Below are 25,346 nucleotides of genomic sequence, written 5' to 3'. Positions count from 1 at the left end.
ATCAGTCGGCCAATTCCAAAATTCTCGCTACCAGCTGCGAGAAGCTTAAACCAGACTGGCGCGCTGCCATCGGCACCAGGCTATGACTGGTCATGCCCGGCGAGGTATTCACCTCAAGCAGATAGAAGCTGCCATCGCTATCCTGCATCACATCAACGCGGCCCCAGCCGCTGCAGTCCAGCCCACGATAGGCGCGTAACGCCAGAGACGCCATTTCGGCTTCCTGTTCCGCACCCAGGCCGCTCGGACAGAAATACTGGGTATCGTCCGAGATGTACTTGGCTTGGTAGTCGTAAAACACGCCGGCCGGTTGAATCCGGATGGAAGGCAATACCCGATCGCCCAGCATCGCTACCGTGTATTCCGGACCGCTCAGCCACTTCTCGACCAGCACGTCGTCGTCATGACGGAAACCTTCTTCCAGAGCCGCCTCAAGAGCGCCACGCTCGGTAACTTTGCTCATACCAACGCTGGAGCCTTCACGGCTCGGCTTGACGATCAGCGGCAGGCCCAAGGCCTCTATGCGCGCGATCAGCGCCTCTTTTTCCGCACCGGCATATTGCTGACGATTCAGCGCAACATAAGGCGCCACCGGCAAGCCCATCGACTGCCACACCATTTTGGTGCGCCACTTGTCCATGGTCAGTGCTGAAGCCATCACGCCACTGCCGGTATAAGGCAGTTCGAGGAACTCCAACATGCCTTGCAAGGTACCGTCTTCACCGCCTCGGCCATGTAGCGCGATAAACACTTTGGTAAACCCATGTTCTTTCAACTGGGTGACCGGGAAATCACGGATATCGATGCCGTGAGCGTCGATACCGGCTTCACGCAGCCCGGCCAGCACGGCGGCACCGGATTGCAATGACACTTCACGTTCAGCGGAGGTGCCACCCAGCAGTACGGCAACTTTATCGGCCATGATGTTCCTCCTCTTTTTTCTGTGGCTGCAGCTTCAGCTCAGCCAGTTTGCGTGCGACTTTCCCCACGTTGCCGGCGCCCTGCACCAGCACTAAATCGTCCGCTTGCAGCAACCCTGCCAGGGTTTCCGGCACGGTATCCGCATCAGACACCAGAATCGGATCCAGCTTGCCGCGGCTGCGGATGGTACGGCACAGCGAGCGGCTGTCCGCCCCCGGAATTGCCGTTTCACCGGCAGAGTAAACGTCCAGCATCAGCAGCACGTCCACCTGCGACAGCACATTGGCAAAGTCGTCATACAGATCGCGAGTACGCGTGTAACGGTGCGGCTGGAAAATCATCACCAGACGCTTGTCCGGCCAGCCTGCACGTGCGGCCTTCAGCGTCGCGTCGACCTCGGTCGGGTGGTGGCCATAGTCGTCCACCAGCATCGCACTGCCGCTTTTGCCATTTACCGGCTCCAGCGGGAATTCGCCGAGGAAATCAAAGCGGCGACCGGTTCCCTGGAAGCTGGCCAACGCACGCAGGATATCTGCGTCGTCAATGCCCTCTTCCGTTGCCACCGCCACTGCCGCCGCCGCGTTCAACGCGTTGTGACGACCCGGCGCATTCAGCGTCACCGTCATCAGCGGCTTGTCCTGGCGGCTCAGGGTGAAGTGGCCCTGGGCTCCAACCTGACGGTAGCTCTCGATGCGAACGTCGGCATCGTCGCTGAAACCGTAAGTGGTGATATGGCGACCCACGCGTGGCAGCAATTCACGCACCACCGGATCGTCAATACACATCACCGCACGGCCGTAGAACGGCAGGTTGTGCAAAAAGTTAATAAACGTCTGCTTCAGGTTTTCGAAGTCGCCCTGGTAGGTCTCCATATGGTCGGCTTCGATATTGGTGACAATCGCCACCATCGGTTGCAGATGCAAGAAAGAAGCATCGCTCTCATCCGCTTCCGCAATCAGGTAACGGCTGGAGCCCAAACGCGCATGAGTTCCTGCCGCTTTCACCAGCCCGCCGTTAACGAAGGTCGGGTCCAGACCGGCTTCGGCATAAATGCTCGACACCATTGCCGTGGTCGTGGTCTTGCCATGCGTACCGGCAACGGCGATGCCGTGACGAAAACGCATCAGTTCGGCCAACATCTCTGCGCGGCGGATTACCGGAATACGCGCTTCACGAGCGGCGACAATTTCCGGGTTGTCGGCAGAAATCGCGGTAGAAACCACGACTACGCTGGCATCCAGTACGTTCTCCGGACGGTGATGGAAGTAAATCGTCGCCCCGAGCGCGCTCAACTGCTGGGTTACCGGATTCGGTGCCAGGTCGGAACCGCTGATTTGATAACCTTCATTGGCCAACACTTCGGCGATACCACCCATGCCGGCGCCACCGATGCCGACAAAGTGAATGTGCCGGACGCGTCGCATCTCGGGCACGATAGTACGTAGTTTCGCCAGTTGTTGTGTATTCATCACTCTCTCTAATCCAGGTCCGGCATGCCGGGCCCCTATGACATTCTTTAATTCAGGCCCGGTGAACCGGACCCCTGCATATTATTTGGCGACGCGCACCAGCTCCGCAGCTACGCGTTCGGTAGCATCCGGAATGGCCACGGCACGGGCCTTTTCGGCCATAGCCAGCAGCGTAGGACGATCCCAGCCAGCCAGCAGCTCCGCCACCACATCGGCGTTAAACTGCGGTTGCTCGATAATCTTCGCCGCACCGGCTTCTTCCAGCGGGCGGGCATTCCAATACTGTTGGCGGTCTTTGTGCATGAAAGGCACGAAGATCGCAGGAAGGCCCGCAGCGGCGATCTCGCTGACCGTCAGCGCGCCGGAGCGGCACACCACGACATCAGCCCAAGCGTACGCCGCCGCCATGTCATCAATAAACTCGGTCACTTTGTGTTGCGTCTGCCCTACCCTCTCGTAGTCGCGCAACACATTTTCCAGCGCACCTTTGCCTACCTGATGCCAGAGCGTAATTCTATCGCCCAATCTCGCCGCGACTTCAGGAACTGTCTGATTCAGCACCCGGGCACCCTGACTGCCGCCAATCACCAGTACGCGAATGGGCCCTTCACGCCCCGTCAATCGCTCTGCCGGCAGCGGCAGCGCCAATACGTCAGTGCGTACCGGGTTGCCCACCACGTCCGCATTGGGGAACGCGCCAGGGAAGGCCTGCAGGACCTTCTTGGCAATGCGCGCCAACCAACGGTTGGTCAGCCCGGCAATGCCGTTTTGTTCATGCAGCACCACCGGGATGCCGCACAGCCATGCGGCCAAACCGCCAGGACCAGAAACGTAGCCACCCATCCCCAGCACCACGTCCGGTTGGTAGCTGCGCATAATCGCCTTCGCCTGACGTACGGCTTGCCAGATACGCAGCGGCGCGCTCAGCTGGGCCTTCAGCCCTTTGCCGCGCAAGCCGGAAATACGGATGAAATCAATCTCGATCCCGTGCTTTGGCACCAGATCGGCTTCCATTCGGTCTGCGGTTCCAAGCCAGCGCACCTGCCAGCCCTGCGCCATCAGATGATGTGCGACTGCCAGTCCCGGGAACACGTGTCCGCCGGTACCGCCTGCCATCACCATTAAACGCTTAGGTTTCCCGCTCATCCCTTACCTCTTCACAAACGCCTGGGCTTTAGCCAGACGCGTTTCATAATCAATACGCAGCAACAGCACGATCGCCGTCGACATAATCAACAGGCTCGAACCGCCATAGCTTATCAGCGGTAACGTTAAGCCTTTAGTGGGAAGCATTCCGGCAGCGGCACCGACGTTGACCAGCGCCTGGAAGCTAAACCACACGCCAATTGAGCAGGCCAAGAAGCCAGAAAAGCGCTGATCAATCTCCAGCGCACGGCGGCCAATCGACATAGCACGAAAAGCGACGCAGAATACCATTAACAATGCAAAAACCACACCGATATAGCCCAGCTCTTCGCCTAAAATCGAGAAGATAAAGTCGGTGTGCGCTTCCGGCAAATACTCGAGTTTCTGCACCGAATTACCCAGCCCTTGTCCCCAGAACTCACCACGGCCAAAGGCCATCAGTGACTGGGTCAGCTGGTAGCCACTGCCGAACGGATCGGCCCACGGATTCCAGAACGAAGTCACGCGGCGCATACGGTAAGGTTCGGCGATGATCAACAGCACTACCGCGAAGGCTCCGGATCCGATAATCGCCAGGAATTGCCACATTTTCGCGCCGGCCAGGAACAGCATTGCCAGCGTGGTGATAAACAGCACCACCACGGTACCGAGGTCCGGCTGAGCCAGCAGCAGCACGGCCAACACCACCATGACGCCCATCGGCTTGCAGAAGCCCCAGAAGTTGCTGCGCACCTCTTCTACTTTGCGCACCAGATAACTCGCCAGGTAACAGAACAGCGACAGCTTGGACAGCTCTGCCGGCTGAATACGCAGCGGCCCCAGCGAGATCCAGCGCGATGCCCCGTTTACCGAGCTGCCGACCACCAATACGATCAACAGCATCACAATCGACAACAGCAGCATGATGTTGCTGTAGCGCTGCCAGACTTCCATCGGAATGCGCAAGGTCACCATCGACAGACCGAACGCCAGCCCGAGGTACAACGCATCACGCTTGGCGAACAAGAACGGATCGTCCGCCAGGCGCTGACCGATCGGCATCGAAGCCGAAGTCACCATCACAAAACCGATAATGGCCAACCCAAAGGTCAGCCACAGCAGGGTACGGTCGTACAGCACCATATTGGCCGAATCGTTATCTCGCGATCCCGCCACCCAGTTTTTAAAGAGCTCTGTCAGCCCGAAGTTCGGCAAGCGCAGTCTCATCCGCCAAGCTCCTGTGCCAAACGAGTAAACTCGTCGCCGCGTACTTCAAAATTGCGGAACTGATCCAGGCTGGCACAGGCGGGTGACAGCAACACCATATCGCCAGGTTGCACCCGGCCGGCTATCGTCTGCATAGCCTGTTCCATAGTCTCGGTCAGCGTAGCGACCTCCGGCCGTAGCTGAGCCAACTGTTCGCCATCACGGCCGAAGCAGTAAAGGCGAACGTTATCGCCTTGCAGATAGCGCGCCAGCGGGGAGAAATCGGCCGATTTGCCGTCGCCGCCCAACAGCAGGTGCAAGGTGCCGTCCACCTGCAGACCATTCAACGCCGCTTCGGTACTGCCAACGTTGGTGGCTTTAGAATCGTTAATCCAGCGAACGCCGTTATGTTCCCAGGCCAATTGGAAGCGGTGCGCCAAACCGGTATAGGTGGTCAACGCTTTCAGGCTGGAAGCGCGCGGGATGTTCACCGCATCGGCCAATGCCAGCGCCGCCAACGCATTGGTGTAGTTATGGCGGCCAGTCAGCTTCATTTCGCGGGTGTTCAGGATTTTCTCGCCGCGCACGCGCAACCAGGTCTCGCCCAGTTGGCGGTTCAGGTGATAGTCGCCCACATCGGCGCCAAAGCTGATGCAACGCTGATCCGCCCCGCGAATCGGCATCGTCAATGCGTCGTCGGCATTGACCACGCACAGGCTGGCATTTTCATAGACCTTCAGCTTGGCGGCACGGTATTGCTGCAGCCCAAACGGATAGCGATCCATATGATCTTCGGTGACGTTCAAAATGGTCGCCGCAGCCGCGTGCAGGCTGTAAGTGGTTTCCAGTTGGAAGCTCGACAGCTCCAGCACGTACAATTGGCATTCCTGACGCAGCAGGCTCAACGCAGGCAGGCCGATATTGCCACCGACGCCCACTGCCCAACCTGCGGCTTTTGCCATTTCACCCACCAGGGTGGTGACGGTGCTTTTACCGTTGGAACCGGTAATCGCCACGATCGGTGCCTGGGCTTCACGGCAGAACAATTCGATATCGCCGACAACCTCTACGCCCGCCTCTGCAGCGGCGCTCAACGCCGGAGTCGCCAATGCCATGCCCGGGCTGGCGACGATCAAATCCGCCGCCAACAGCCAATCCTGATTCAAATCACCCAGGTGACGCTCAACGCTTTCAGGCAGCTTGTCCAGCCCTGGAGGTGAAATGCGGGTATCCATAACGCGTGGCGTTACGCCGCGCGCCATAAAGAAATCAACACAGGACAGGCCGGTGAGGCCCAGCCCGATGATGACCACTTTCTTACCCTGATAATCCGCCATAGTTACCGCACCTTCAGCGTCGCCAGGCCAATCAGCACCAGCATCAGCGAAATAATCCAGAAGCGCACGATCACGCGTGGTTCCGGCCAGCCTTTCAATTCATAGTGGTGGTGAATCGGCGCCATGCGGAAGATACGTTGCCCACGCAGCTTGAACGACCCCACCTGCAAAATCACCGACAGCGTTTCAACCACGAACACGCCGCCCATAATCAACAGTAAAAACTCTTGGCGCAGCAGCACCGCAATGGTGCCCAACGCGCCGCCCAGCGCCAACGAACCCACGTCGCCCATGAAGACCTGGGCCGGATAGGTGTTGAACCACAAAAAGCCCAGACCGGCGCCGACAATGGCGGTACAGACGATCACCAGTTCACCCGCGTGGCGCAAATATGGAATGTGCAGGTAGTTGGCGAAGTTCATGTTACCGGTCGCCCAGGCTACCAGTGCAAAACCGGCGGCCACGAACACCGTCGGCATAATCGCCAGGCCGTCCAGCCCGTCGGTCAGGTTGACCGCGTTGCTGGTCCCCACGATGACAAAGTAAGCCAGCAGCACGTACAACAGGCCAAGCTGAGGCATGATGTCCTTAAAGAACGGCACAACCAGCTCGGTGGCTGGCGTATCTTTACCTACGGCATACATGGCGAAAGCAACCACCAGCGCAATCACCGACTGCCAGAAGTATTTCCAGCGGGCGATCAGCCCTTTGGTGTCTTTGCGCACCACCTTGCGGTAGTCGTCAACGAAACCGACGATGCCGTAACCCACCAGCACGAACAGTACGCACCAAACATAAGGGTTGGACGGATAGGCCCACATCAGCACCGAAACGGTGATGGAGGTCAGGATCATGATGCCGCCCATGGTCGGCGTGCCGCGCTTGCTGAAATGCGACTCTGGACCGTCGTTACGCACCACCTGGCCGAAGGACATCTCCTGCAGGCGTTTGATCACCCGCGGCCCCATCCACAAGGAAAGGAACAGCGCGGTAAGCAGGCTGACAATGGCTCGGAACGTCAGGTAGGAAAAGACGTTGAAGCCGGAATAATATTTGACCAAATGCTCGGCCAGCCAAACTAACATGGTGCTTTCTCCTGTAACGCGCGTACTACCTGCTCCATTGCGGCACTACGTGAACCCTTGATTAACACGGTAATTACCGCATGTTCCGACAGTAATTCCGCCACGCGCGCGATCACTGCTGCCTTATTCTGAAAATGCTCGCCGTTACCGGCGGCGGCAATCAGCGTTTGGCTCAATGGCCCCACGCCCAGCACCTTATCGACTCCCGCCAGCCGAGCCGCTTCGCCCACCTGACGGTGACACTCTTCGGCTTCCGCCCCCAGCTCTGCCATATCGCCCACCACCATCACGCGGTAGCCCGGCATTTCCGCCAGTACCTGCGCAGCGGCCGTCATTGAGCCAACGTTGGCGTTGTAGCTGTCATCCAACAGCAGCTTGCCGGCAGACAGGGCAATCGGGAACAAACGTCCCGGTACCGCCTTCAGTTGTTTGAGCCCCTGACGCACGGCCTCGAGCGATGCACCGGCCGACATTGCCAGTGCCGTTGCCGCCAACGCGTTGGCGACGTTATGACGCCCCGGAAGGGGCAGCGCGATAGGCGCAGTGCCGAACGGGCTGTGCAACGTAAACTGTGTGCCTTCACCGTTAACCTGTACATCGCTGGCGAAGAAATCGACGCCTTCTGCCGCCTGCGGAGAGAATCGCCAAACGGTCTTCCCCTCCAGCATGCTCTGCCAATGCGGCCAATCGTTGTTGTCGGCGTTGATGATCGCCACGCCGTCAGCCGGCAAGCCGGTAAAAATTTCGCCCTTCGCCTGGGCAACACCGGCCAAGGAACCAAAGCCTTCCAGGTGAGCGGCCGCCAGGTTATTTACCAGGGCGGTCTGCGGACAAGTTAATGCGGTGGTATAGGCGATTTCGCCAATGTGGTTAGCGCCCAGCTCAATCACCGCAAAGTCGTGCTGCGGCTGCAAACGCAGCAGCGTCAAAGGCACGCCGATGTCATTATTGAAATTGCCGGCGGTATAAAGCACTTCGCCGCACTCACGCAGGATAGCGGCGGCCATCTCTTTCACCGAAGTCTTGCCCGATGAGCCGGTTAACGCCACGACTCGGGCCGGTACCTGCTTGCGTACCCATGCAGCAAGTTGGCCTAACGCCAGACGGGTGTCTTTCACCACCAGTTGCGGAACATCCACCAATAAGCGCTTACTTACCAGCAGCGCCCCGGCGCCTGCGGCTACTGCATCAACAGCAAAATCGTGAGCGTCGAAACGCTCACCTTTCAATGCCACAAACAGGCAACCGGCGGTTACCTGACGGGTATCTGTCGTCACCTCAACGATTTGGCAATCGGCGCCGATCAGCTCAGCGCTCAATACATCGGCCAGTGCCTGAAGGGAGACAGGGATCATGCTACTACCCCCAGCAAACGCGCGACGGTGGTGCGATCGGAGTAATCCAGACGGCGATTCCCCACCAGTTGGTAATCCTCGTGACCCTTACCGGCCACCAGCACCACGTCTTGTTCTTTTGCCTGCATGATGGCGCTGGTTACGGCTTCCGCACGACCGTGGATCACCAGAGCGCGTCCGGCATCCAGCAAGCCAGTCAGGATATCGGCGATGATCGCCTGCGGTTCTTCGGTACGAGGGTTATCGTCGGTAACAACGACGCGATCGGCGAACTGTTCGGCGATACCGCCCATCAGTGGACGCTTGCCCTTGTCGCGATCGCCGCCGCAGCCAAACACGCACCATAACTGTCCCTGGCAGTGCAGGCGCGCGGCTTCCAACGCTTTTTCCAGCGCATCTGGGGTGTGGGCGTAATCGACCACCACCGTCGGTTTACCCGGCGCGTTGAAAACTTCCATGCGGCCACACACGGGTTGCAGCTGATTACCGCTGGCCACCAGTTCATCCAGTGGATACCCCAACGACAGCAGGGTCGCCAACGCCAACAGCAAGTTACTGACGTTAAACGCCCCCATCAGGCGGCTTTCAATCTCACCATCGCCCCAGCTTGAGCTGAAGCGAATAGTGGCGCCGTTATCGTGATAGTTAACCGCGGTGGTTTTCAGCCAGCGACCGTGACAGCCAGGCTGCAGGTTGTCCTGCATGGTGACAGCAACCGCATCCGGCAATTGGCTCAGCCAGCGCTGACCGACTTCGTCATCGGCATTGATAATCGCCTGGCCTACTTCGTGACTGGCGAACAGCGACCACTTGGCCGCTTCGTAATTGGCCATATCACCGTGGTAGTCCAGATGATCGCGACTAAGGTTGGTAAACACCGCAGCGGCAAACGGCAGCGCCGCCACGCGGTTTTGCACCAGGCCGTGGGAGGAAACTTCCATCGCCGCGAAGGTGGCGCCGCGATCGACCAGCTCGTTTAATACGTGTTGAACATCTACCGCAGAGCCGGTGGTATTCTCTGTTGGGCAAACCTGGCCCAGCAAACCATTGCCGACGGTGCCCATTACGGCGCTGGTTTCACCCAGCAGTTGGCCCCACTGCGCCAGCAGCTGAGTCGTGGTGGTTTTGCCGTTGGTACCCGTAACGCCGACCAGACGCAGACGTTCCGCCGGTTCATGGTAAAAACGCCCGGCCAGTGCGGAAAGGCGTTGGTTGAGCTGGCTCAGGTAAATCACCGGCACGCCGTGCATTTGGGTGATAGCGCCGTCTTCGGCCTGGCCTTCAGCTTCGGCAATCACAGCGGCAACGCCCTGCGCGATGGCCTGCGGAATATAGCGGCGTCCATCCGTTTGATGGCCGACAACGGCGACAAACAGATCCCCGGCAGCCGCAATACGGCTGTCTAATGTCATTTCCCGCAGCGCGCGCCCGGGAGCCGTTGGCACCCACGGAGCGAGTAAATCGCGCAAATTACGATCTGCCACCTGAACCCTCTTTTCTGTTAGTTACAAAATCGCTTTTCTCAACGGTAGGCAACGCGTCCGGTTCAACGTTCATGGTGCGCAATACGCCGCCCATGATGGCGCCAAACACCGGTGCGGAGATCGCACCACCGTAGTATTTCCCACCCTGCGGGTCGTTGATTACCACCACCAGAGCAAAACGAGGATTACTGGCCGGCGCCACGCCGGCGGTATAAGCGATGTATCTGTTGACGTATTTGCCGTCCGGGCCCACTTTTTTGGCGGTACCGGTTTTGATGGCAATGCGGTAGCCCTTGATGGCCGCCTTCACCCCACCGCCGCCCGGTAGGGCAACGCTTTCCATCATGTGCACAACGGTGCGCACCACAGGTTCGGGGAAGACGCGCTCACCGGCAACCGGTGGGTCAACTTTGGTAATCGACAGCGGGCGATAAACGCCCAGACTGCCGATCGTTGCGTAGACTCGCGCTAACTGTAACGGGGTTACCATTAGCCCATAGCCGAAAGAGAAGGTGGCCCTCTCTATGTCAGACCACCGTTGTTTTTTTGGGTATATGCCACTGCTTTCTCCGACCAGCCCCAAATTGGTCGCTTTTCCCAATCCAAAACGAGAGTAAGTATCTACTAACGCTGAGGACGGCATCGATAACGCCAGCCGTGAAACGCCGACGTTACTCGACTTCTGCAAGATCCCGGTCAGGGAGAGTTCCGCGTAACGCGCAACGTCCCTGATTTCCTTGCCGTTGATACGGTAAGGGACGGTATTCAGCACGCTGTTTTCTTTTACAATGCCGTGCTGCAATGCCGTCATGACCACCATAGGTTTTACGGTGGAACCAGGCTCAAAAATATCGGTGATAGCACGGTTACGCATGGTTTCTTTCGGCGTACCGGCCATATTGTTCGGGTTGTAAGACGGGCTGTTGGCCATCGCCAACACTTCGCCGGTATTCACGTCCACCAGCACTGCAGTACCGGATTCAGCCTTGTTGAAGGCCACGGCGTTGTTGAGTTCGCGGTAAACCAATGCCTGCAGGCGCTCATCGACGCTCAGCACCAGGTTATGCGCCGCCTGACTGTCCACCGAAGAAATATCCTCGATGACCCGGCCAAAGCGGTCTTTACGCACGGTTCTCTCGCCCGGTTGCCCGGTCAGCCAGCGGTCAAAGCTCTTCTCGACGCCTTCAATCCCCTGACCGTCAATGTTGGTCACGCCAATGATGTGCGAAGTCACCTGGCCGGAAGGATAGTAGCGACGGGATTCCTGACGCAGGTAAATCCCCGGCAGTTTCAACTTGCGAATGTAGTCGCCGATCGCCGGATTCACCTGGCGCGCCAGATAGACAAAGCGCCCTTTAGGGTTGGCGTTGATGCGGGTAGAAAGCTGATCCAGCGGAACATTCAGCGCATCGGACAGGGCCTTCCAGCGGCTATCCAGCGTGATACCACCGCGCTCATTCAGCTCTTTCGGATCCGCCCAGATTGCATTCACCGGCACACTTACCGCCAGCGGCCGACCTGAACGATCGCTGATCATGCCACGCGCAGTCGGTACTTCCTGCACGCGCAGTGAACGCATGTCGCCTTCTTTTACCAAGCGGTCCGGGTTAATCACCTGCAGATAAGCCACCCGCAGCATCAACCCTACCAACGCCAGCAAAATACAGCCGCACAGCAACGCAAAACGCCAGCTTACAAAGCTGGCCTGATCTTCCTGGCGTTTCAACTTACCGGGGCGTGCTGCTTTCATGCGTTCCCTTTCTACTCCGTGTAATGATTTCAGTTAAACCATTCATTGTTTAACGATGATATTTTCCTGAGATGGATCAACATGTTGCATCTGCAGTTTTTCCGTTGCGATGCGTTCTACCCGACTGTGATCCCCAAGGGCGTTCTCTTCAAGAATCAGGTTGCGCCACTCAATGTCCAGGGCGTCTCTCTCAAGAACCAACTGCTCGCGCTCGGCAGTCAGCAAGCGGGTGCGGTGCGCGGTGGTCACGACGAAAACCGCAGACACCAACGAAGCAATCAGCAAAATCAGTGGGATCTTGGCGTTACGCAGCAAATCGCCGCCAATCACGCCGACCAGACCGTGGCGTTCGTTGCCAATCACACCGGCATCCTCTCGGCAATACGCAGCACTGAGCTACGTGCCCGTGGGTTTTCCGCCACCTCAGCATCCCCAGGCATCATCTTGCCCAGCGCTTTCAGCGTGCGTCCGCCCATACTGCGCAGTTGCTCTTCCGTCAGCGGGATACCAGCCGGCACCTGAGCGCCGCGGCTATGGTGACGCATGAAGCGTTTAACAATGCGGTCTTCCAGCGAGTGGAAACTGATGATCGACAGACGGCCCTGCGGGGCCAGCACTTCCAGCGCGCCGTCCAGCGCACGTTCGATCTCTTCCAATTCGCTGTTTATGTAGATACGGATCGCCTGGAAGCTGCGGGTTGCCGGGTGCTTGTGCTTATCCCGGAACGGGCTTGCGTTGGCGATCAAGTCCGCCAGCTCTTTGGTACGGGTCATCGGCTCGACGAGATTTCTTTCTACGATGGCGCGAGCGATACGCTTGGCAAAACGCTCTTCGCCGAAGGTTTTCAGCACCCAGGCGATATCGTCTGCTTCCGCTTTCATCAGCCACTCGGAGGCTGACTGACCGCTTGAGGAGTCCATGCGCATATCCAGTGGACCGTCCCGCATGAAGGAGAAACCGCGTTCCGCGTCATCCAACTGCGGTGAAGAAACCCCCAGATCGAGCAAGATGCCATCAATCTTCCCTACTAATTCGCGTTCCCGCACATAGTGCGACAACTCTGAAAATGGGCCGTGTACGATGCTAAAACGAGGGTCATCAATAGACTTGGCGGCTGCAATCGCCTGTGGGTCGCGGTCAATTGCCAACAAACGTCCTTCCGGCCCAAGCTGGGACAGAATCAGACGCGAATGGCCACCGCGGCCAAAAGTACCGTCGATATAGATGCCGTTACTGCGAATGTTGAGGCCGTTAACCGCCTCATCCAACAGTACGGTAGTGTGTTTATAGTTTTCCAACATGCTTATAGCGACAAGTCCTGTAGCCGCTCAGACAACGGTTCCTGAGTCGACTGTTCTGCGTCAATATCATCCTTGACTTGTTGATACCAGGTCTGTTCATCCCACAGTTCAAACTTGTTGAACTGCCCGACCAGCATCACTTCTTTGGTAAGCCCGGCGTGCTGACGTAGCGTAGTGGCTAACAGCAAACGGCCGGCGCTGTCCATCTGACACTCACTGGCATGACCCAACAGCAGGCGCTGAACGCGACGCTCGGCGGGATTCATACTCGACAGACGGGATAACTTTTGTTCAATAACTTCCCATTCGGGCAGTGGGTAGAGCAGCAGGCAGGGCTGGTGGAGGTCAATGGTGCAAACCATTTGGCCTTGCGATTGCTCGTTCAGCAAATCCCGATATCGGGTGGGTACGGCAAGCCGCCCTTTGCTGTCGAGGTTAACCATCGTTGCTCCACGGAACATACCTGAGTTACCCCTTCACGACCGTTTTCACCACTTTACCCCACAAATTCCCACATAATGGAGTTTACGGAGGGTATGAAAACCTTGTCAAGCCAGAGCGCCAGCGCTTTGGCAATATTTCTTCGGTCATTTTGGGAGCTGACTCGCGAAAGGAACGCTATTTATTAGATGATTAAAAATTAACATCATGATAAACGGGGAGAATTTTCTAAGCGGAAAGAACCTGATTAAAAACCTGACAAATTGGCGATTAATTAAGTCAATACTTCCTTCTGCAATCGATGTCTCATTTTTCAGCTCGGCAATCACATCGCAGTAACCGAGCGCGAGCCGCGCCAGACAAGGCTCGGCGTTAACTCGCCCTACAAACGAAATACGGCGTAAGCCATTGAGTTAATAACGTACAACGGTTATTCATCCTCAAGTCGGCCGCTATTTTACTTCAATTAAAGTGCCGCTGATAAGCCAGATGGAAAAATAAATTACTCGGATATTACGAGGCGAGTTAATTTCGATTCAAATCAATTTAGTAAGATTACTCCCAAAATACCTGTTTACAATTATGGTTTCATTTCCTTACATGTTTAATGACCACAATTTTTACTGTGAAAAACAGCTTTATCGTCAGCAATTATGCAACCCATTGTTTTAATTGAATAGTTATGAATAGTCCATTTTTAATCCCTTCGCGCCACATTCTGCCATCTGTCCTCAGCACAAAAACCACCCAACGCCGCCAAATAAAAATATTAAGCTACTTATCCGACACCTGCTGGCAATGTAAACTACAAATGAAAGAAAAAACCAGAATTAACAACTATAAAAAATAAATTTAACAGAACATTAACCATAATACCGGAGATTGCACCATGCTCTCGCCTGCCACTCACTGGCGCAGTGCCGCCGCCGATACCTTTGCTCTGGTGGTGTATTGCTTTATCGCCGGTATGGCGATAGAAATTCTGGTCTCCGGCATGAGCTTTCAACAATCGCTCTCGTCCCGCTTGCTGTCGATTCCGGTGAATATCCTGATCGCCTGGCCCTATGGACGCTATCGGGATCTGTTCATCCGCATTGCCAGGCGTTCTGATCGATACCCCTTTTTATTGCGTAACCTTGCCGATCTGCTGGCCTATGTCAGTTTCCAATCGCCGGTTTATGCCGCGATCCTGTGGAGCGTCGGTGCCGACGGGCAGCAGATCATAACGGCCGTGGCCAGCAATGCTGTGGTATCGATGGCGATGGGTGTGGTGTACGGATATTTTCTCGAATACTGCAGAAGGCTGTTCAGGGTAACAGGCTACGTATAACGGGGAGTTTGAAACAGGAGCGCAGCTAAGCGCCCCTGCTATAGGATTATTTTCGGCTCAGACTGCCGCGGCGGAACAGATTGCGGCGAATGCGCGTCAGACCCGGTTTAGGTTTACGCGGCTCATCCAGACTGGCCAGCACCAGCTCCAATACGCGTTCGGCCACGTCACGGTGACGCTGCGCAACCGCCAGCACCGGGCACTCAAGGAAGTCCAGCAGCTCATGATCGCCGAAGGTGGCGATCGCCAGATCGGTCGGTAAGCGGCCACGCTGCTTCAAGGTCACGTCCATCACCCCTTGCAACAATGAGAATGAGGTAGTGAACAATGCCTGTGGCATCGGATGGGTTTTCAGCCATTCGGCAAACAGCACGCCAGCAGCCTCGCGCTCATAGCTATTGGCATACAGATAATCGACATGCCGCTCGTCATCCTGCCAGGCCTGACGGAAGCCCTGCTCACGCAGGAAGCTGACGGAAAGCTCTGGCAACGCGCCCAGATACAGTACCGATTCCGCCGGGAAGGTACGCAGTTCCTGCGCCAGCGCGAAGGAGTCCTCCTGGTCGGCACCCACCACGCTGATGAAATGCTCGCGATCCAGCGCACGGTCCAGGGCAATAATCGGCAGCGGATCGTTGGCCCAACGCTGATAGAACGGATGCTCCGGCGGCAAAGCGGTAGAAACGATCAGCGCATCGACCTGACGTTGCAGCAGATGTTCGATGCAGCGCATTTCGTTATCCGGCTGATCTTCCGAACAGGCAATCAACAGCTGGTAGCCGCGTTGGCGCGCCTGACGCTCCAGATAGTTGGCAATCCGGGTGTAGCTGGTGTTTTCCAGATCCGGGATCACCAGACCGATAGAGCGCGTTCGCCCGGCGCGCAGCCCTGCCGCGACGGCATTTGGGTGATAGTTGTGCTCCCTGACCACGGCCATCACTTTCTCGACGGTTTTATCGCTGACACGATACTGCTTCGCCTTGCCGTTGATGACATAACTGGCCGTAGTGCGCGAAACGCCCGCGAGACGCGCGATTTCATCCAGTTTCACGTTAACCCCTTAATGACGCTGAAAATAGAAGTGAAAACCATGCCCGGATTAACCATCGCATCCTGTGCGGTTATTCAATCCAGCCTCTGCGATCTAACAGCAGAAAACTCTGCCTAGCAACCGCTTTTGCCGAAAGGTGCCAGCAAACGGGCAAAAAACGCCGAAAAACAAAGGGCGCAGCCTGGCCGCGCCCTCAGATTACGCCAATCTCATCCCTCAGCGCATGATTTTATCGCCGCGCGATACGCCGACCACACCGGAACGCGCCACTTCAACAATTTCGGCCACTTCACGCACCGCACTCAGGAACGCATCCAGCTTATCGCTGGTGCCGGCCAGTTGAACGGTGTACAGCGTAGCGGTAACGTCAACGATCTGGCCGCGGAAAATATCGGCACAACGCTTCACTTCCTCACGCCCGTAACCGCTGGCCTGCAGCTTCACCAGCATGATTTCTCGCTCGACGTGTGCGCCCTGCACCAATTCGCTGACGCGGAGCACGTCCACCAGCTTATGCAATTGCTTTTCGATCTGCTCCAGCACCTTCTCATCGCCGACGGTTTGGATCGTCATACGCGACAGCGTAGGGTCGTCGGTCGGCGCGACCGTCAGGCTTTCGATGTTGTAACCACGCTGAGAGAACAAACCCACCACACGCGATAACGCACCGGATTCGTTTTCCAGCAAGACAGATAAAATTCGGCGCATGATCAGGTCCTCTCCGTTTTGCTTAACCACATTTCGTCCATGCTTCCACCGCGGATCTGCATTGGGTAAACATGTTCGGTCTCATCGACGGTCACATCGACAAATACCAGGCGCTCTTTTTCGGCCAGCGCCTGCGCCAGTTTGCTTTCCAGTTCATCCGGCGTACGAATGGCGATGCCCACATGACCGTAAGCCTCCGCCAGCTTGACGAAGTCCGGTAGGGAATCCATATAAGACTGGGAGTGACGACCAGAGTAGATCATGTCCTGCCACTGCTTCACCATCCCCAGATAGCGGTTATTAAGGTTCACTACGATCACCGGCAGGTTGTACTGCAATGCGGTGGAAAGCTCCTGGATATTCATCTGGATACTGCCGTCGCCGGTCACGCACACCACGGTTTCATCAGGCAATGCCAGCTTGACGCCCAGCGCGGCAGGCAAACCAAAGCCCATGGTGCCCAGCCCGCCGGAGTTGATCCAACGGCGTGGTTTGTCGAACGGGTAGTAGAGTGCGGCGAACATCTGGTGCTGGCCAACATCGGAGGTGACGTAAGCGTCGCCCTTGGTCAACCGATGCAGGGTTTCAATCACGGCCTGCGGCTTGATGGTGCTGCTGTTTTTGTCGTAGCCCAGGCAGTCGCGCGCACGCCACTGTTCAATAGACTGCCACCAATCGCGCAGCGCATCGTGATCCTGCGTTTTGTCTTCCTGCGCCAACAATTCCAGCATCTGGGTCAACACCTGCTTGGCATCACCGACGATCGGGATATCGGCATCAACCGTCTTGGAGATTGAGGTAGGGTCGATATCGATATGCAGTACGGTGGCATCCGGGCAATATTTCGCCAGGTTGTTGGTGGTACGGTCGTCAAAGCGCACGCCGACGGCAAAGATCACGTCAGAGTGATGCATGGTTTTGTTGGCTTCGTAAGTCCCGTGCATACCGAGCATACCGACGCTCTGGCGGTGCGTGCCGGGAAACGCGCCCAATCCCATCAGGGTACAGGTAACCGGTAAATTCAGTTTTTCCGCCAGCTCCAGCAGTTCACCGTCACAGGCCGAATTAATCGCGCCACCGCCGACGTACATAACGGGCTTCTTGGCCGAAAGGATAGTTTGCAATGCGCGTTTAATCTGCCCGCGGTGGCCCTGCACCGTCGGGTTATAGGAGCGCATGCTCACTTCCTGCGGGTAGGCATAAGGCATTCTTACTGCCGGGCCAACGATGTCTTTCGGCAGATCAATCACCACCGGACCTGGGCGGCCAGTAGAAGCCAAGTAGAAGGCTTTCTTCAAAATACCGGGAATATCTTCAGTACGCTTCACCAGGAAACTGTGTTTGACCACCGGGCGAGAAATCCCGACCATGTCGCACTCCTGGAAGGCATCGTAACCAATCAGCGAGCTGGGAACCTGCCCGGAAAGCACCACCATCGGGATGGAGTCCATATAGGCTGTCGCAATGCCGGTGATCGCGTTGGTCGCTCCCGGCCCTGAGGTCACCAGAACCACCCCGACTTCACCGGTGGCGCGCGCATAGCCATCGGCCATATGCACTGCGCCCTGCTCATGGCGCACCAATATGTGATCGATGCCTCCGACCGTATGCAGGGCATCGTAAATATCGAGTACCGCCCCGCCCGGATATCCGAATACGTGCTTAACGCCCTGATCGATCAACGATCGGACGACCATCTCGGCTCCTGACAACATCTCCATGGGTTTGCCTCCAGGCTTACTTTTTCTTGTCTGGCGCCGGAACGTAGCGCCTGCTGTGGGGCATTGCCCCAAAGTTTTTGTGGATTGGTTCTAACTGATTAACATAACGTCAGAATATTGGGCAGGCAAACAGCAAAAAGGCTTGGTAATGGAATGGTTATTGCCAAGCGGCTGGAGATCAGGTGTTTACAGAAACAATGCACTAGCCGCCAGCGGCTCGGGCTAGGCATTGTTTCAATCAGGCGAGGAATTACAGAACTATATCAGGCAAGAATTATGCTGTTTTTTTCGCCGAACAATCCGTCCGGCGACAATCTCTGACCTAATCCTGGTACATGGAGTCAATTTCACGCTGATAGCGCTGTGAAATGACCTTACGACGTAGCTTCAACGTTGGCGTCAGCTCACCCAACTCCATCGAGAAGGCGGCAGGCAACAAGGTAAATCTTTTTACCTGTTCAAAGCGCGCCAGCTCTTTTTGCATCTCACGCAGGCGGCTTTCAAACATTTCCAGAATATGGCTGTGACGCAACAGCTCGATCCGATCCTGATACTTCAGATTGATGGATTTCGCATACTCCTCCAGAGATTCAAAGCTGGGCACGATCAGGGCGGAAACGAATTTACGCGCATCGGCGATGATCGCCACCTGCTCGATAAAGCGATCCTGCGCCAGCGTGCCTTCCAACATCTGCGGAGCTATGTACTTGCCGCCAGAAGTTTTCATCAAATCCTTCAGCCGTTCGGTGATAAACAGGTTGCCGCCTTCATCCATGGCGCCGGCATCGCCGGTCTTCAACCAGCCATCCTCGGTAAAGGAGGCGGCGGTTTCCAGCGGTTTATTGAAATAGCCGCGCATCACCACCGGCCCACGCACCTGAATTTCATTCTCCTCGCCGATACGCACTTCAACCCCCGGCAAGGGCTTGCCAATCGAGCCAAAGCGGAAATTGCCCTCTTCCCAACAGGAGACGGTGGCGCAGGTTTCGGTCATGCCATAACCGTATTTGATGTTAACGCCCATCGCCTGGAAAAACAGAATGACATTGTCGTCCAGTTTGGCGCCCGCGGCCGGCAAGAAGCGTACACGCCCGCCGAGGATACCGCGCAGCTTGCTCAGCACCAGTTTATCGGCCCAGCGATGAGAAAGATCGAACAGCTTGCCCAATGGCTTGCCGGCGCGCTCCTGCAGGAACTTGCGCTCACCGCAGACAATCGCCCAATGGAACAATGCCCGACGCAGCCAAGGCGCACGTGCGACCTTTTCATGCACTGCGCTGAAGATTTTTTCGTAAAAGCGCGGCACCGCGCACATCAGCGTCGGACGCACCGCCGCCATGGCTTCGCGCACCCAATCGGTATTCGGCAAGAACACGTTTTGCGCGCCAGAGTGCATGATGAAGAAGCTCCAGGCCCGTTCAAACACGTGTGACATCGGCAGGAAACTGAGAGACACATCCTCTTCATTCACCGTCAGCCGCTCATCATGCAGATAAAGCTGTGCAGCCAGGTTGCGATAATCCAGCATCACACCCTTGGGTTCGCCGGTGGTGCCGGAGGTATAGATCAGCGTGAAGAGATCCCGCAGATCGCAATCGGTTATGCGTTGCTGCAATTGGGATGAGAACGCCGCTACGTCGACTTCACGTTCAAAGGTGCTCAGGTGTTGGGCAATCTCACAACCATGCAGGTCGACGCTGTCATCAAATACAATAATGTGGCTCAGTTGCGGACACACACCGCGCAGCGCGATGGCGGCATCCAATTGAGCCTGCTCGCCGACAAACAGAATACGGATATCGGCGTCATTGATGATAAAAGCCGCTTGGGCCGGCGTGTTTGTGGCATACAGCGGCACGCTCACACCCCGTAATTGCAGAATGGCCAAATCCGCCAGCGACCAGGCCATGCAGTTATTGGCAAAAATCGCGATACGTTCCTGCACGTCGGTACCCAATGCCAACAGCGCACTGGCGATGAGATTGATATGCGTATCGACCTGCTTCCAGGTCATTTGGGTCTCCCCCTGGGGAGACCATTGGCGAAAAGCAGTGCGATCGGCACGGTGAGAAATTTGGTGCTGTATACGGTGAGTCAAATGGTATTGCAGCAGATTATTGATCATAGCGCTCTAAGCCTGAAATGAATCAAACAGTTAGCTTGTTGCAGGATGGTCGCCCCACATCTCAGCTTACACGTGTTTACTTTTTTTCGCGCAGTCTACCTAGTCTATGGCGGCGGGAAAAGAGATTTCAGCGTAGAAGTGTGAGCTAAAACTCAGGTTAATTTCACCGCGTCTCACCGTTGGACAGAAGGGGAATGAAAAGGTTTTATCCCGATCGCAAAATGCAGAGCTCGGAGGCGGGTTTATAAACAGAGATAAAAACTAAATATAATTAAAATTGCAGGATATAATTTTATATTGATTTTTTTAATGTGCCTATCTGACAAATTTCGAAAAGAGTTAATGCAGAGTGGAAAAATAAAGACAACTCTTAGTTAATCCCAAGGTAATTCCTAGTAAATCGACAGTACAAATCACCCCCAATAAGAAATCATCATCTCGGGGGTAATTGGTAAGCTGATTTACTCTGGTGTATCAGGCTGGCCAAGCACGATTTTCATCCACTGATGCCCCTTATCACGTTCTGCAGATTCATGCCAAGCAAGGTAACAGGTAGCCTTATTTTCATTCCAGGGCAGCGAAATAAGCTGCAATTGCAATGCGTCAGCCTGCTGCCGGGCCAACCAGGCTGGAACAATAGCAATTGTGTTAGTATTGGAAACGATATTCAACACGCTATATAAATCTGTACATTGCTGAGTGACGAGGCGCTGCATCGACTCTTCTATATAGTAAGGTTTACTGAAAGAGTAAAAACTCTCTAATGAAACTACTGCATGCGGCTCTGCCATAATCTGTTTCGGCGTAATTTCGCCTTTAATTCTAGGATGTTTCTTGGCAGCAACCAACACCAGCTCATCTTCAAAAAGCGCCACGCGTTTAAACTCGGAGCATTCAAAGTTGATATAACCGATGACGAACTCGACCTCTTGATAACGCAATTGATTATCGATGTTATTGCTTATATAAGATTTTATTTTTAGATGAGTCTGTGGCGCAATTTCCTTTAAATGGTTGACTATTGACGCCCCCAAACGTAAATCAAGCGGACTACAAATTGCGATAGAGAAAACGCGCTCACTGGTAAAGGGCTCGAACTCCGCACCCGGTAACTCATTTTGCACCAGTTGCAATGCCTGCCTGACCGGACCGAACAGCTGTTTCGCCCGTATTGTAGGTTGAATGCCGCGCCCACAGCGTACAAACAGCTCATCGTTAAACATCAGTTTCAAACGTGCGACGGCATTGCTCACCGCCGGTTGCGACATCCCCAAAAGACCCGCCGCTCGGGTAATATTCTGCATCTGCATAACCGCATCAAATACCGTGAGCAAATTCAGATCGACGCTGCGTAAATGAATATCACCAGCGTCTTTATCAACAACAATTTCCGAATTAAATTCCGACATATCCCACTCCACTAAGTCCTGTGTAGATAATTCATCAAACCTAACTAAAACAACGAAATCGCAGTCTTAATTACGCAAGAAAGAATTAGTCATATCTCAGCCGCCAGTTTAAGCCGGGCTCGAGCATCGTCCTATGTACCAACATGGTTTAAAGCCAAAATTCAGTTTTCATTACGTTATCTTCATCGACAGCATAAAATCTTCTGACATCCTTTTAATGACTTTCATAACAAGCCGTCGTTCTCCATTACTGGTGTCCCACCAGACAGTATTCGAAAGCATACGTCATCCAATAACCAACCTGTTACCTTTGGGTATCTGTTAACTTTACTAACGATTTTAAAAAACACACTCCTCTTATAAGGTATGAATGCTAAAAATACAGAATCCGCCATTTTTAATTTTGGCAAACACGGCCTCGTGATTTTTGCATTTTTAATTTTAACGCAATGACAGTCAGAAGCAATTGCAGGGATATATATTCATTTCATTTATGCTAACCGGGCCGCAAACCCGCCCTCAATTTTTCTCTGACAATGTCATTTTTCTCCGAACTATCGTCTGTTTCTCAGAGTGCGCTAATCGGGCTCTAAAGGAGTACCCTCATTTTCAATCAGGTGTTGACATAGTTAAGCCAATAACGTATCAAATTAGGCAACGACATTATTTTAGAGAGTTGAACCGCTATGAACCACACTTACCGTCTACTAGGCCTACTACTTAACGCATCTTGTTTGCGCGGTATGCCGGTGGACGGAGTTCAGAGCTGATTCAGCCCACCCTCATAACAAACCCGCGCTACTGCGCGGGTTTTTTTTTACCCGCTTAGCGTGAAATAAACACGATAAGGAACCACCCGATGAGCCAACAAGTCATTATTTTCGATACAACTTTGCGTGATGGCGAGCAAGCGCTGCAGGCCAGCCTGAGCGTGAAAGAGAAGATTCAGATAGCGATGGCGCTGGAGAGAATGGGTGTCGACGTCATGGAAGTAGGCTTCCCTGTCTCCTCACCGGGTGATTTCGAATCCGTGCAAACCATCGCTCGCCAGATTAAAAACAGCCGTGTCTGTGGCTTGGCACGTTGCGTAGATAAAGACATCGACGTCGCGGCCGAAGCATTGCGCGTCGCCGAAGCGTTCCGCATTCACGTGTTCCTGGCCACCTCGACCCTGCATATTGAATCAAAACTGAAGCGCTCGTTCGACGAAGTGCTGGAGATGGCAATACGCTCGGTGAAGCGCGCCCGTAACTACACTGACGACGTAGAATTCTCCTGCGAAGACGCCGGCCGTACGCCAATCGATAACCTGTGTCGCGTGGTGGAAGCCGCTATCAATGCCGGCGCGACCACCATCAATATCCCAGACACCGTGGGCTACACCACCCCGAACCAGTTTGGCGGTATTATCACCACCCTGTATGACCGCGTACCGAATATCGATAAAGCCATTATCTCCGTCCACTGCCACGACGATCTGGGCATGGCGGTCGGCAACTCCATCGCCGCAGTACAGGCTGGCGCCCGCCAGGTTGAAGGGACCTTGAACGGTATCGGTGAACGCGCAGGCAACACCTCCTTGGAAGAAGTGATCATGGCGATCAAAGTGCGCCAGGACATCATGAACGTGCACACCAACATCAATCATCAGGAAATCTTCCGTACCAGCCAGATTGTCAGCCAGTTGTGCAACATGCCGATCCCGGCCAACAAAGCGATCGTCGGTTCCAATGCTTTTGCCCACTCTTCCGGTATTCACCAAGACGGCGTGCTGAAAAATCGCGAAAACTACGAAATCATGTCCCCGCAGACCATAGGTCTGAAGGATGTACAGTTGAACCTGACTTCCCGTTCCGGTCGCGCTGCGGTGAAACACCGTATGGAAGAGATGGGCTATAAGGAACAGGACTACAACCTGGACAATCTGTACGCTGCCTTCCTGAAGCTGGCCGACAAAAAAGGCCAGGTGTTCGATTACGACCTGGAAGCGCTGGCCTTCATTAATAAGCAGCAGGAAGAGCCAGAGCACTTCAGCCTGGATTACTTCAGCGTGCAGTCAGGCAGCAGCATTATGGCCACCGCCTCGGTGAAACTGGTCTGCGGCGAAGAAGAGAAAGCCGAAGCGGCCACCGGCAATGGCCCGGTTGATGCGGTTTATCAGGCAATCAACCGTATTACCGGTTACCCGATCGAACTGGTGAAATATCAATTAACCGCCAAGGGTCAGGGGCGCGATGCGCTGGGCCAGGTTGATATCGTGGTGTCGTACAACGGCCGCCGCTTCCATGGCGTAGGTCTGGCGACCGACATCGTGGAATCCTCCGCCAAGGCGATGGTTCACGTACTGAATAATATTTGGCGCTCCCAGCAGGTAGAAAAAGAAAAGCAGCGTCTGCAGCAAAACAAACATCAAAATAATCAGGAAACGGTGTGAACATGACGAAGACCTACCACATTGCCGTCTTGCCCGGAGACGGAATCGGCCCGGAAGTAATGGCCCAAGCGCGTAAAGTGTTGAACGCAGTGCGTCAGCGCTTTGATATCCGCATCACCGAAGCCGAGTACGACGTCGGTGGTATTGCCATCGATCGTCATGGCAGTCCGCTGCCACAGGCAACCCTCGCCGGTTGCGAGCAAGCCGACGCCATCCTGTTCGGTTCAGTAGGTGGCCCGAAATGGGAACACTTGCCGCCGGCAGAACAACCTGAACGCGGTGCCTTGCTGCCCTTGCGCAAGCACTTCAAACTGTTCAGCAACCTGCGCCCTGCTCGCCTGTATCAAGGGTTGGAAGAGTTCTGCCCGCTGCGGGCCGACATCGCCGCCCGCGGTTTCGATATTCTGTGCGTGCGTGAACTGACCGGTGGTATCTACTTCGGCCAGCCGAAAGGCCGTGAAGGCCAGGGTATGCAGGAGCGCGCTTTCGACACCGAGGTCTATCATCGCTTCGAGATCGAACGCATTGCGCGCATCGCCTTCGAATCTGCCCGCAAGCGCCGCAATAAAGTGACCTCGATTGATAAAGCCAACGTATTGCAGAGCTCGATTCTGTGGCGCGAAGTGGTCAATCAGGTCGCCAAGGATTACCCAGATGTGTCGCTGTCGCATATGTATATCGACAACGCCACCATGCAGTTGATCAAAGACCCGTCGCAGTTCGACGTGCTGCTGTGTTCCAACCTGTTCGGCGATATCCTGTCCGACGAGTGCGCAATGATCACCGGGTCGATGGGCATGCTGCCGTCCGCCAGCCTGAACGAGCAAGGCTTCGGTTTATACGAGCCCGCAGGCGGTTCTGCACCGGACATCGCGGGTAAAGGCATCGCCAACCCAATCGCCCAGATCCTGTCCGCCACCCTGCTGCTGCGTTACAGCCTGGGTGCCACTGAAGCAGCGGATGCCGTAGAACGCGCAATCAACCAGGCGCTGGAACAGGGTTACCGCACCGCCGATCTGGCAGGTACCGGTAAAGCCATCAGCACCGATGAAATGGGTGACATCATCGCCCGCTTTGTAGCTCAGGGGGCATAA

General features: G+C 55.4%; 21 protein-coding genes. 4 read left to right on the top strand and 17 right to left on the bottom strand.

Going from position 1 to position 25,346, the window contains the following annotated elements; translation table 11 throughout:
• Position 1 precedes the first annotated feature (1 nt).
• The 12 genes from NR114_RS19320 to mraZ form a co-directional block, all read right to left on the bottom strand.
• A complete protein-coding gene (locus tag NR114_RS19320) occupies positions 2–922 on the bottom strand; it encodes a D-alanine--D-alanine ligase (protein ID WP_122077185.1) in 921 nt (306 codons plus the stop codon).
• Positions 912–2,390 (bottom strand): UDP-N-acetylmuramate--L-alanine ligase, encoded by a 1,479-nt coding sequence (gene murC, locus NR114_RS19315; protein WP_020825211.1) that lies wholly within the window; start codon positions 2,388–2,390, stop codon positions 912–914. Before murC ends, NR114_RS19320 begins: the two co-directional genes overlap by 11 nt.
• An 81-nt stretch (positions 2,391–2,471) precedes the next feature.
• The gene (gene murG, locus NR114_RS19310; RefSeq protein WP_046374518.1) at positions 2,472–3,536 is read right to left on the bottom strand and encodes an undecaprenyldiphospho-muramoylpentapeptide beta-N-acetylglucosaminyltransferase; all 1,065 of its coding nucleotides are present in this window, start codon (positions 3,534–3,536) and stop codon (positions 2,472–2,474) included.
• Between the two features lie 3 nt (positions 3,537–3,539).
• Entirely contained in the window at positions 3,540–4,736 is a 1,197-nt protein-coding gene (ftsW, locus tag NR114_RS19305; RefSeq protein ID WP_104410976.1) for a cell division protein FtsW, read from the bottom strand.
• A 2-nt stretch (positions 4,737–4,738) separates the two neighbouring features.
• Positions 4,739–6,058 (bottom strand): UDP-N-acetylmuramoyl-L-alanine--D-glutamate ligase, encoded by a 1,320-nt coding sequence (gene murD / locus NR114_RS19300; RefSeq protein ID WP_234529147.1) that lies wholly within the window; start codon positions 6,056–6,058, stop codon positions 4,739–4,741.
• Positions 6,059–6,060: 2 nt separating this feature from the next.
• Positions 6,061–7,143 (bottom strand): phospho-N-acetylmuramoyl-pentapeptide-transferase, encoded by a 1,083-nt coding sequence (gene mraY / locus NR114_RS19295; protein ID WP_012005208.1) that lies wholly within the window; start codon positions 7,141–7,143, stop codon positions 6,061–6,063.
• Complete coding sequence (gene murF, locus NR114_RS19290; RefSeq protein WP_234529146.1) at positions 7,137–8,498, bottom strand: UDP-N-acetylmuramoyl-tripeptide--D-alanyl-D-alanine ligase; 1,362 nt, start codon at positions 8,496–8,498, stop codon at positions 7,137–7,139. Before murF ends, mraY begins: the two co-directional genes overlap by 7 nt.
• Positions 8,495–9,982 (bottom strand): UDP-N-acetylmuramoyl-L-alanyl-D-glutamate--2,6-diaminopimelate ligase, encoded by a 1,488-nt coding sequence (gene murE, locus NR114_RS19285; RefSeq protein ID WP_174573735.1) that lies wholly within the window; start codon positions 9,980–9,982, stop codon positions 8,495–8,497. The genes murF and murE overlap by 4 nt, the downstream gene beginning before the upstream one ends.
• A complete protein-coding gene (locus NR114_RS19280; protein ID WP_020825205.1) occupies positions 9,969–11,732 on the bottom strand; it encodes a peptidoglycan glycosyltransferase FtsI in 1,764 nt (587 codons plus the stop codon). The genes murE and NR114_RS19280 overlap by 14 nt, the downstream gene beginning before the upstream one ends.
• Positions 11,733–11,774: 42 nt before the next feature.
• Positions 11,775–12,095, bottom strand: a complete 321-nt coding sequence (ftsL, locus tag NR114_RS19275) for a cell division protein FtsL (protein ID WP_012005204.1) — start codon at positions 12,093–12,095, stop codon at positions 11,775–11,777.
• Positions 12,092–13,033 carry a 16S rRNA (cytosine(1402)-N(4))-methyltransferase RsmH gene (gene rsmH / locus NR114_RS19270; RefSeq protein ID WP_020825204.1) on the bottom strand — a complete coding sequence of 314 codons (942 nt, stop codon included), beginning with the start codon at positions 13,031–13,033 and terminating at the stop codon, positions 12,092–12,094. Before rsmH ends, ftsL begins: the two co-directional genes overlap by 4 nt.
• A 2-nt stretch (positions 13,034–13,035) precedes the next feature.
• Positions 13,036–13,494, bottom strand: coding sequence for a division/cell wall cluster transcriptional repressor MraZ (gene mraZ / locus NR114_RS19265; RefSeq protein WP_041414198.1), 459 nt, complete (start codon positions 13,492–13,494; stop codon positions 13,036–13,038).
• 869 nt (positions 13,495–14,363) lie between these two features.
• On the opposite strand from mraZ, the gene NR114_RS19260 reads away from it, so the two are divergent.
• Positions 14,364–14,804, top strand: coding sequence for an L-alanine exporter AlaE (locus tag NR114_RS19260; protein WP_044554167.1), 441 nt, complete (start codon positions 14,364–14,366; stop codon positions 14,802–14,804).
• 46 nt (positions 14,805–14,850) lie between these two features.
• Here NR114_RS19260 and cra read toward each other — a convergent pair whose 3' ends face one another.
• The 5 genes from cra to leuO all read right to left on the bottom strand — a co-directional run bounded on the left by cra (position 14,851) and on the right by leuO (position 21,818).
• A complete protein-coding gene (cra, locus tag NR114_RS19255) occupies positions 14,851–15,855 on the bottom strand; it encodes a catabolite repressor/activator (RefSeq protein WP_020825201.1) in 1,005 nt (334 codons plus the stop codon).
• Between the two features lie 216 nt (positions 15,856–16,071).
• On the bottom strand, positions 16,072–16,563 hold the full coding sequence (gene ilvN, locus NR114_RS19250; RefSeq protein ID WP_004932806.1) for an acetolactate synthase small subunit: 492 nt from the start codon (positions 16,561–16,563) through the stop codon (positions 16,072–16,074).
• Between the two features lie 2 nt (positions 16,564–16,565).
• A complete protein-coding gene (gene ilvI, locus NR114_RS19245; protein WP_234529145.1) occupies positions 16,566–18,284 on the bottom strand; it encodes an acetolactate synthase 3 large subunit in 1,719 nt (572 codons plus the stop codon).
• 322 nt (positions 18,285–18,606) lie between these two features.
• Positions 18,607–20,409 carry a long-chain fatty acid--CoA ligase gene (locus tag NR114_RS19240; protein ID WP_256814465.1) on the bottom strand — a complete coding sequence of 601 codons (1,803 nt, stop codon included), beginning with the start codon at positions 20,407–20,409 and terminating at the stop codon, positions 18,607–18,609.
• A gap of 461 nt (positions 20,410–20,870) precedes the next feature.
• Entirely contained in the window at positions 20,871–21,818 is a 948-nt protein-coding gene (gene leuO / locus NR114_RS19235) for a transcriptional regulator LeuO (protein ID WP_129941537.1), read from the bottom strand.
• Positions 21,819–22,504: 686 nt separating this feature from the next.
• Between leuO and leuL the strand changes: the two genes are divergently transcribed.
• The 3 genes from leuL (at position 22,505) to leuB (ending at position 25,346) form a co-directional block, all read left to right on the top strand.
• Positions 22,505–22,588 (top strand): leu operon leader peptide, encoded by an 84-nt coding sequence (gene leuL, locus NR114_RS24315; RefSeq protein ID WP_104410921.1) that lies wholly within the window; start codon positions 22,505–22,507, stop codon positions 22,586–22,588.
• 89 nt (positions 22,589–22,677) lie between these two features.
• Positions 22,678–24,252: a 2-isopropylmalate synthase gene (gene leuA / locus NR114_RS19230; RefSeq protein ID WP_020825197.1), complete on the top strand. Its 1,575-nt coding sequence runs from the start codon at positions 22,678–22,680 to the stop codon at positions 24,250–24,252.
• Positions 24,253–24,254: 2 nt separating this feature from the next.
• On the top strand, positions 24,255–25,346 hold the full coding sequence (gene leuB / locus NR114_RS19225) for a 3-isopropylmalate dehydrogenase (protein ID WP_041414192.1): 1,092 nt from the start codon (positions 24,255–24,257) through the stop codon (positions 25,344–25,346).

Source organism: Serratia sp. Ser99, assembly GCF_024519545.1.
GTDB lineage: Bacteria > Pseudomonadota > Gammaproteobacteria > Enterobacterales > Enterobacteriaceae > Serratia > Serratia liquefaciens.
Note: the sequence above shows the minus strand (reverse complement) of the source record. Positions and strands in the feature narration are given on the sequence as shown.

Excerpts from the sequence above, each read along its gene's own strand:
- NR114_RS19280 (WP_020825205.1), bottom strand. The coding sequence starts at position 11,732 with ATGAAAGCAGCACGCCCCGGTAAGTTGAAACGCCAGGAAGATCAGGCC.
- murD (WP_234529147.1), bottom strand. The coding sequence starts at position 6,058 with ATGGCGGATTATCAGGGTAAGAAAGTGGTCATCATCGGGCTGGGCCTC.
- leuO (WP_129941537.1), bottom strand. The coding sequence starts at position 21,818 with ATGTCGGAATTTAATTCGGAAATTGTTGTTGATAAAGACGCTGGTGAT.
- rsmH (WP_020825204.1), bottom strand. The coding sequence starts at position 13,033 with ATGTTGGAAAACTATAAACACACTACCGTACTGTTGGATGAGGCGGTT.
- ilvI (WP_234529145.1), bottom strand. The coding sequence starts at position 18,284 with ATGGAGATGTTGTCAGGAGCCGAGATGGTCGTCCGATCGTTGATCGAT.
- leuL (WP_104410921.1), top strand. The coding sequence starts at position 22,505 with ATGAACCACACTTACCGTCTACTAGGCCTACTACTTAACGCATCTTGT.
- leuB (WP_041414192.1), top strand. The coding sequence starts at position 24,255 with ATGACGAAGACCTACCACATTGCCGTCTTGCCCGGAGACGGAATCGGC.
- mraY (WP_012005208.1), bottom strand. The coding sequence starts at position 7,143 with ATGTTAGTTTGGCTGGCCGAGCATTTGGTCAAATATTATTCCGGCTTC.
- murC (WP_020825211.1), bottom strand. The coding sequence starts at position 2,390 with ATGAATACACAACAACTGGCGAAACTACGTACTATCGTGCCCGAGATG.
- ilvN (WP_004932806.1), bottom strand. The coding sequence starts at position 16,563 with ATGCGCCGAATTTTATCTGTCTTGCTGGAAAACGAATCCGGTGCGTTA.
- leuA (WP_020825197.1), top strand. The coding sequence starts at position 22,678 with ATGAGCCAACAAGTCATTATTTTCGATACAACTTTGCGTGATGGCGAG.
- murF (WP_234529146.1), bottom strand. The coding sequence starts at position 8,498 with ATGATCCCTGTCTCCCTTCAGGCACTGGCCGATGTATTGAGCGCTGAG.
- NR114_RS19260 (WP_044554167.1), top strand. The coding sequence starts at position 14,364 with ATGCTCTCGCCTGCCACTCACTGGCGCAGTGCCGCCGCCGATACCTTT.
- NR114_RS19320 (WP_122077185.1), bottom strand. The coding sequence starts at position 922 with ATGGCCGATAAAGTTGCCGTACTGCTGGGTGGCACCTCCGCTGAACGT.
- mraZ (WP_041414198.1), bottom strand. The coding sequence starts at position 13,494 with ATGTTCCGTGGAGCAACGATGGTTAACCTCGACAGCAAAGGGCGGCTT.
- murG (WP_046374518.1), bottom strand. The coding sequence starts at position 3,536 with ATGAGCGGGAAACCTAAGCGTTTAATGGTGATGGCAGGCGGTACCGGC.
- NR114_RS19240 (WP_256814465.1), bottom strand. The coding sequence starts at position 20,409 with ATGATCAATAATCTGCTGCAATACCATTTGACTCACCGTATACAGCAC.